We start from the raw sequence: 6,398 nt of genomic DNA, 5'->3' as shown, positions 1-6,398 counted from the left end.
TGTTTTACCGTGGTCAACGTGGCCGATAGTACCAACGTTAACGTGCGGTTTCGTACGTTCAAATTTTTCTTTAGACATGAGTGGTCCCTCTAGGTACGGATTTAGGTGGCCCAAATTGACCACGCAACCAAAAAAAGATAATTGGTAAATCTAATATCAAAAGGAAATAAACTTGAGAGCTGGTGCTGATAGGCAGACTCGAACTGCCGACCTCATCCTTACCAAGGATGCGCTCTACCACCTGAGCTATATCAGCACTCAAATTAGAGTGGAGCGGGCAGCGGGAATCGAACCCGCATCATCAGCTTGGAAGGCTGAGGTAATAGCCATTATACGATGCCCGCAACACGTAACTCTGAGAGCTATTTCCTAAAGAATATGGTGGAGGGGGACGGATTCGAACCATCGAAGGCAGTGCCGGCAGATTTACAGTCTGCTCCCTTTGGCCACTCGGGAACCCCTCCAAATTTTCAAGCCATTCAGACTACTAAAGGAAAGAATGGTGCCGACTACCGGAATCGAACTGGTGACCTACTGATTACAAGTCAGTTGCTCTACCTACTGAGCTAAGTCGGCATAAGTGGTGCGCATTCTATTGAATGATTTTCTAGGTTGCAATAGTAATTTGAAAAAAAATCATAAATTTCGATTTTTTAGATTCGTTTGCTGCAAATTCGTACAAACTTAGCTTTTTTAAAGTAAACTTCGACCTTTGTCGTTTGCTTTGAAGTTCGCTTGATGTATGTTCTTGCTTCTATTAAACCGAGGATAAACGAGACCCATGAGTCCATTTTTGTCATTTGACCGTGCAAATTGGGCCGAGTTAAGAAACTCTGTACCGATGACACTTTCTGAAGACGACTTGACTGCGCTTCAGGGCATTAATGAAAACCTAACCATGGAGGAAGCGGTAGAGATCTACCTTCCTTTGTCTCGTCTTTTGAATCTGTATGTCCAGGCTCGTCAAAGCCGCAATTCCGTATTACAACAATTCTTAAATACAGAGGAACATGCTCCCCCTTTCGTAATTGGTATCGCTGGCAGTGTTGCTGTAGGCAAAAGTACGACTGCTCGTATTCTAACGGCATTGCTTTCTCGTTGGGAGAATCATCCCAAAGTGTCCTTGGTTACAACAGATGGCTTCCTATATCCGAAAAAAGTACTAGAAGAACGCGGTATCATGCATCGTAAAGGCTTCCCAGAATCCTATGATATCAAGCGCTTAGTCGAGTTCATGTCTGACGTAAAGGCAGGAAAGCCCGATCTTGAAGTACCCATCTACTCTCACATCACGTATGACATTACTGATGAACTAAGAAAAGTGGATAGACCGGATGTTCTTATTATTGAAGGTTTAAACGTTCTGCAAAGTGGAATGGACTATCCACATGACCCGCATCGTGTCTTCGTCTCTGACTTTTTAGATTTTTCAATTTATGTCGATGCAGAAACAGAGACCATTGAACATTGGTATGTAGAACGCTTTTTAAAGTTTCGCCAAGGGGCCTTTACGAAACCAGGCTCTTATTTTAGCCACTACACACAACTCTCTGTCGATGACGCAAAGAAAAAAGCGAAGCAAATTTGGCATGATATTAATGGGCTCAATTTAGAATTGAATATTCTTCCAACTCGTGAGAGAGCCCACTTGATTCTACACAAAGGCGTTAACCACTTAGTTGATAAAGTCTCGTTGCGAAAGTAATCGAAGATTAGTCACTTTTACGCAACGAGATTTCACCACCAATATAAGTCTCTAGTCCTTGGGAGGTTTCGATTAATATTCCACCTTGATGATCGATGCCTCGAACGACGCCATATACCTCTCTAGGACCAATAAGCAGTTTGACCTGACGATTAAGGAAATTGTCTAACCGATTCCAACGTTCGATAAAGCCAGTAAGTCCTTTCATTTCATATTCGACAAGTGCGGAATCCCAATGCTTGATAAGTGTCATTGCTAGAACATTTCTATCGATCTTGACACTCTGATTTACTTGGTTCAACGTGGTCCATGGCTGGTCAATCTCAGGCTGGTCGTCAGGCATTCCAATATTCAGGCCCATCCCAATCACTAGATGAGCAGCCCCACCGGCCTGACCCGACATTTCAACCAAGATTCCGGCCAGTTTTTTATCTTGATAATACAAGTCATTCGGCCACTTGAGTTTAACACCTTGCATGCCTACTTCTTCCAGAGCTTCCACTGCGGCAATCCCAATCACCAAGCTCAAGCCCATTGCCGCAGCCATTCCCGCATCCAGTCGCCAATACATAGAGAGATATAAGTTAGAGCCAAACGGTGAGACCCATTGTCTACCGCGGCGACCACGACCTTGCGCTTGATATTCAGCAATACAAACACGGCCCTTTTCCGAATCCGCGACTCTGTCGAGCAAATATTGGTTCGTTGAGTCAATCACAGGGACAAGCTCAACAAGTGACTCCGAGCTAGTGGTAAGGAGTGTCTCGTCTAACAACTGCAATGGTGAAGCTAATTGGTAACCGCGCCCTTGCACTCGATAAATATCAATACCCCATTCACTAAGACCTTTAATGTGCTTAGCGATTGCCGCTCTGGAAACATTAAGATCGTCGCCCAACGCTTCTCCTGAATGAAACTCTCCATCACTTAATAACTTTAAAATATGAAGTTTCGTAGAGGGATCTTTTCTCATCTAGATGCCTCGATCTGAGTCAAATTGGTCTCCCCGGTACGATTGAGAAAGCGTACTTCATGCTCAAGTATGATTTGGTATTTGTCCCATACTGTCTGCTTCACTAAAGAAGCAAGCGCGACAATGTCATCAGCACTACAATTATCTATGTTGGTCAAAACCAAAGCTTGCATAGGGTTGACCTGCGCACCATGTACAGACTTCCCCTTTAATCCACACTGATCAATAAGCCAACCAGCAGCAATTTTCATTCCTCCAGAAGCTGGGTAGGCTACTACGTTAGGGTATTTTCTTGTGAGTCGATCATAGTGATCTTGCGTGATCACTGGGTTTTTAAAGAAACTACCTGCGTTACCTATCTTGGTTGGATCTGGCAGTTTTGCCTTTCGCACTTGGCATACTCGTTCGAAGATAGAAGCAGGGCTGAGTTGTTCTTCTGGGATACTTTGTAAAGGACCGTACTGGTTAATCGGCTGCCATTGCTTCGCCAACTTAAGCCCTAATGCGGTGATAAAGCACTTTCCGTGCAACGCATGTTTAAATATGGAATCCCTATAGGCAAACTCACAGTCTTGGGCGTGCATTCTTTTGTTTTCAAACGTAGTTATATCAAGAACATCTACATAATCACAGATGTCTTTTAGCTCTAGGCCATACGCACCAATGTTCTGAATAGGAGCTGAGCCAGCACAACCTGGAATCAAAGCTAAGTTCTCGATCCCACCGATCCCCTGATTCACACACCAGGAAACCAATTCAGGCCAATCTTCACCACCGGCAATATGTAATAGGTAGTGCTCATCCGTTTCCGTGACTTCTTTACCCATGATTCGATTAACAATCACTAATCCCTCAAAATGTTCTGTAAAAAGAACATTACTTCCTTTACCTAAAAAAAGTTTCGGTAAATGGGTGAATCTTGGGTTTTGAAATAGCTCAATAACATCTTCAAGCGACTCAACGATAGCTAAATAGGAACACGATTGTTCAATTCCAAAAGTATGGTAAGACTTTAGGCTCGCATTTGTTTTAATTTGCATAGTAGGTTTGCAACACCAGATAAGATTCTCTTAAACTGTCGACATTCTACATTAGTTATCTTTTAACCGCAGTGACAATACCAGACTCATTAATCATAGAAGTGTTAAATCCCATCAAGCTCCCCCTCATTAAGAAACTATACAAAGCGTATTACCCTGCGGGTCGAGCCAAAAAAGATGAATTGATCATTACAGCAAGCCATAAAGGGGAAATCATTGCGTTACTACGTTTAAAAAGTGTAGATAAAGTTCGTCTATTGACAGGAATGTTGGTCATTCCGAAAGTTAGGGGAACAGGGATTGGAAAAGAACTACTAACTCATTGTAAAAACAATGTTTTCACTGATGGCGATTATTGCTTCGCGTTTACACATCTCGAATCCTATTATTCCAAGCATGGATTCACAACAATTGATTGCTCTGAGCTACCACACCCGCTAAAAATGGCATTTCAACGTTATGTAGATAGCGGTAAAGATCTCATTCCAATGCAATTCATCTCTTCAACGACATCAAAACGCGTGCTTTTGTAGCCAGGTAAATCATATCTTTGATAAAATGGCAGGTTCGCAATATTGCACTAAACTAAGGTACTCATACCGATATGATAGTAAGTAGGAATCCATTCGAACAGTTGCCAAGTCTCGCTGTCAATCCGGAAGACTTTGATGTTCTGTATTCAGCAGAATCATTCAGAACCCGTCTTTTAGATGCTATCAGCAAAGCAACGTCGCGAATTTACCTAGTCGCTCTATATCTGGAAGATGATGAAGCTGGACGTGAAATTCTCACTGCGCTTTATGAAGCGAAACAGCGCAATCCTGGGTTGGACATCAATATCTGTGTCGACTGGCATCGAGCGCAGCGTGGCCTGATTGGTGCGGAGACATCTGAGGGTAATTCAGCGCTTTACAAAGCATATGCCAGTAAGTACCAACACCCAATCCCTGTCTATGGCATACCAGTGCGTGGCAGAGAAGTTTTTGGGGTACTGCATTTAAAAGGCTTCATTGTCGATGATACTGTTATCTACAGTGGGGCGAGCTTAAATAACGTTTATCTCCATTATCATGAACGTTATCGATTTGATCGTTACCATGTGATTCGACATGAATCTTTAGCGAATTCAATGGTGCAATTCATTCAGGAAGAAATGATTGCTCACCCTGCCGTTAATGATCTTGCAGGAAAAGATAAGCCAGAAACCAAAGAAATAAAGTCGGCGATTCGCCAACTGAGGGCTTCTCTTGCTCAAGCAAACTATAAGTTTGAAGACCAAGCTGCAACAGAAGAAAGCGTAAAAGTCACTCCGTTAGTTGGGCTAGGCAAACGCCGTAATCTACTCAATCAACAGATTGTAAAGTTATTGGCAGCAGCCCAAGACGAAATTTTCATTTGTACGCCTTACTTTAACTTCCCTAAAGCACTTCATCGTGAAGTGAAACGAGCCATGAAGCGTGGTGTGAAAGTAACTATTGTTGTGGGTGATAAAACCGCCAACGACTTTTACATTGCACCTGAGGAAGACTTTAAAACCATTGGCGGACTTCCATATCTTTACGAAGTGAATTTGCGTCGCTTTGCGAAAGCCAATGAAGCGAATATCGCCGCACGTAAATTGTCAATTCACCTATGGAAGCATGACAATAACAGCTTCCACCTTAAGGGTATTTGGGTTGATAAACGCTATATGCTACTTACTGGGAATAACCTAAATCCGCGTGCTTGGTCACTCGACCTAGAAAATGGGCTACTCATACAAGACGATTATGCGAAGCTCACTGAGAAGTTTGAAGACGAAGTTTCGCGTATTCTTGAGCATACTCACCTTATCTGTACTTATAAGCAATTAGAGAAAGTAGAAGACTATCCTATAGGGGTGCAGCGACTGGTCAGAAAAATCACCCGCCTAAAGGCAGATGGTGTTTTAAAACGTATTCTTTAGACATCATTTCTCGCTCTAAAGTACGTCGAGATTTTTATACTAAGCCAACCACTTTAGCAGTTGGCTTTTTCATATAATCCATTTGGAATACTTAACTATTTTCTAGTACCGCTAGTGAGCACATAACCACTTAGATCTAGAGCGACTCTCTTAATGGGTTTGAGCTTTGACGTTTGTGAGTATTCCGCATAGCTTACAGCCTCGAGCTAAGCTATCCCTCTCTGTTCTGGCGCTTCTTACCCTTTGGCGATATATTTTTTCTGAGACTCATCAAATGTTCAGCGTCGAAAATCATCACCTCGCTAATGAAGAGCTCCTTCAATCTTTCACCTTCCAATTCTTTTCAAGTCGTTTGATTTTTGAGCCAGGAGAGATTGGGGGTATATATGACGCTTTTCTGGATTATGCGCACAGTTCGTTTTTTCTTTCTCATCAAGATTCAAGCCGTTGAACGCCTTTGAATACCATAGATTACTTAGGTTTGTTTGTAGGTCATATTGTCTTTCCACAGCATCAACGGCCTATATTAATTAAAGCATAGTGTGTAATCACGCAAAGTTCACTTAGTAGGGATTATGGGGAGTAGTCTAATTAGGTGTAAACACACTTCAGGGAAACGCCGCAGTAGAAACGAAAAAAGCCCCAGTCTTTCGACTGGGGCTTAATATAAGTGGCGGAGTGGACGGGACTCGAACCCGCGACCCCCGGCGTGACAGGCCGGTATTCTAACCAACT

5 protein-coding genes and 4 tRNA genes are annotated in these 6,398 nt (G+C 42.8%); 3 read left to right on the top strand and 6 right to left on the bottom strand.

Translation table 11 applies throughout. The features are described from left to right. Positions 1–180 precede the first annotated feature (180 nt). The 4 genes from R7D93_RS24885 to R7D93_RS24870 form a co-directional block, all read right to left on the bottom strand. A tRNA-Thr gene (locus R7D93_RS24885) sits at positions 181–256 on the bottom strand. A gap of 13 nt (positions 257–269) precedes the next feature. Further along, positions 270–344 (bottom strand) — tRNA-Gly (locus R7D93_RS24880). Positions 345–379: 35 nt separating this feature from the next. Continuing rightward, positions 380–464, bottom strand: a tRNA-Tyr gene (locus R7D93_RS24875). A 36-nt stretch (positions 465–500) separates the two neighbouring features. Next, positions 501–576: transfer RNA gene (locus tag R7D93_RS24870), tRNA-Thr, on the bottom strand. 205 nt (positions 577–781) lie between these two features. On the opposite strand from R7D93_RS24870, the gene coaA reads away from it, so the two are divergent. Beyond that, the gene (gene coaA / locus R7D93_RS24865; protein ID WP_005388683.1) at positions 782–1,705 is read left to right on the top strand and encodes a type I pantothenate kinase; all 924 of its coding nucleotides are present in this window, start codon (positions 782–784) and stop codon (positions 1,703–1,705) included. A gap of 7 nt (positions 1,706–1,712) precedes the next feature. Here the strand turns inward: coaA and birA are convergent, their stop codons facing one another. Continuing rightward, positions 1,713–2,678 carry a bifunctional biotin--[acetyl-CoA-carboxylase] ligase/biotin operon repressor BirA gene (gene birA, locus R7D93_RS24860; RefSeq protein WP_213869030.1) on the bottom strand — a complete coding sequence of 322 codons (966 nt, stop codon included), beginning with the start codon at positions 2,676–2,678 and terminating at the stop codon, positions 1,713–1,715. Next, positions 2,675–3,718, bottom strand: coding sequence for a UDP-N-acetylmuramate dehydrogenase (gene murB, locus R7D93_RS24855; protein WP_213869031.1), 1,044 nt, complete (start codon positions 3,716–3,718; stop codon positions 2,675–2,677). The genes birA and murB overlap by 4 nt, the downstream gene beginning before the upstream one ends. 101 nt (positions 3,719–3,819) lie before the next feature. Here murB and R7D93_RS24850 point away from each other — a divergent pair, with 101 nt between their 5' ends. Further along, positions 3,820–4,251, top strand: a complete 432-nt coding sequence (locus tag R7D93_RS24850) for a GNAT family N-acetyltransferase (protein ID WP_031781233.1) — start codon at positions 3,820–3,822, stop codon at positions 4,249–4,251. Positions 4,252–4,322: 71 nt separating this feature from the next. Then, on the top strand, positions 4,323–5,663 hold the full coding sequence (gene pssA / locus R7D93_RS24845) for a CDP-diacylglycerol--serine O-phosphatidyltransferase (protein WP_225497212.1): 1,341 nt from the start codon (positions 4,323–4,325) through the stop codon (positions 5,661–5,663). Positions 5,664–6,398 lie beyond the last annotated feature (735 nt).

Origin of the sequence: Vibrio sp. YT-15 (assembly GCF_033337445.1) — a bacterium.
Lineage (GTDB): Bacteria > Pseudomonadota > Gammaproteobacteria > Enterobacterales > Vibrionaceae > Vibrio > Vibrio alginolyticus.
This window is presented reverse-complemented; position numbering and strand designations above follow the sequence as displayed.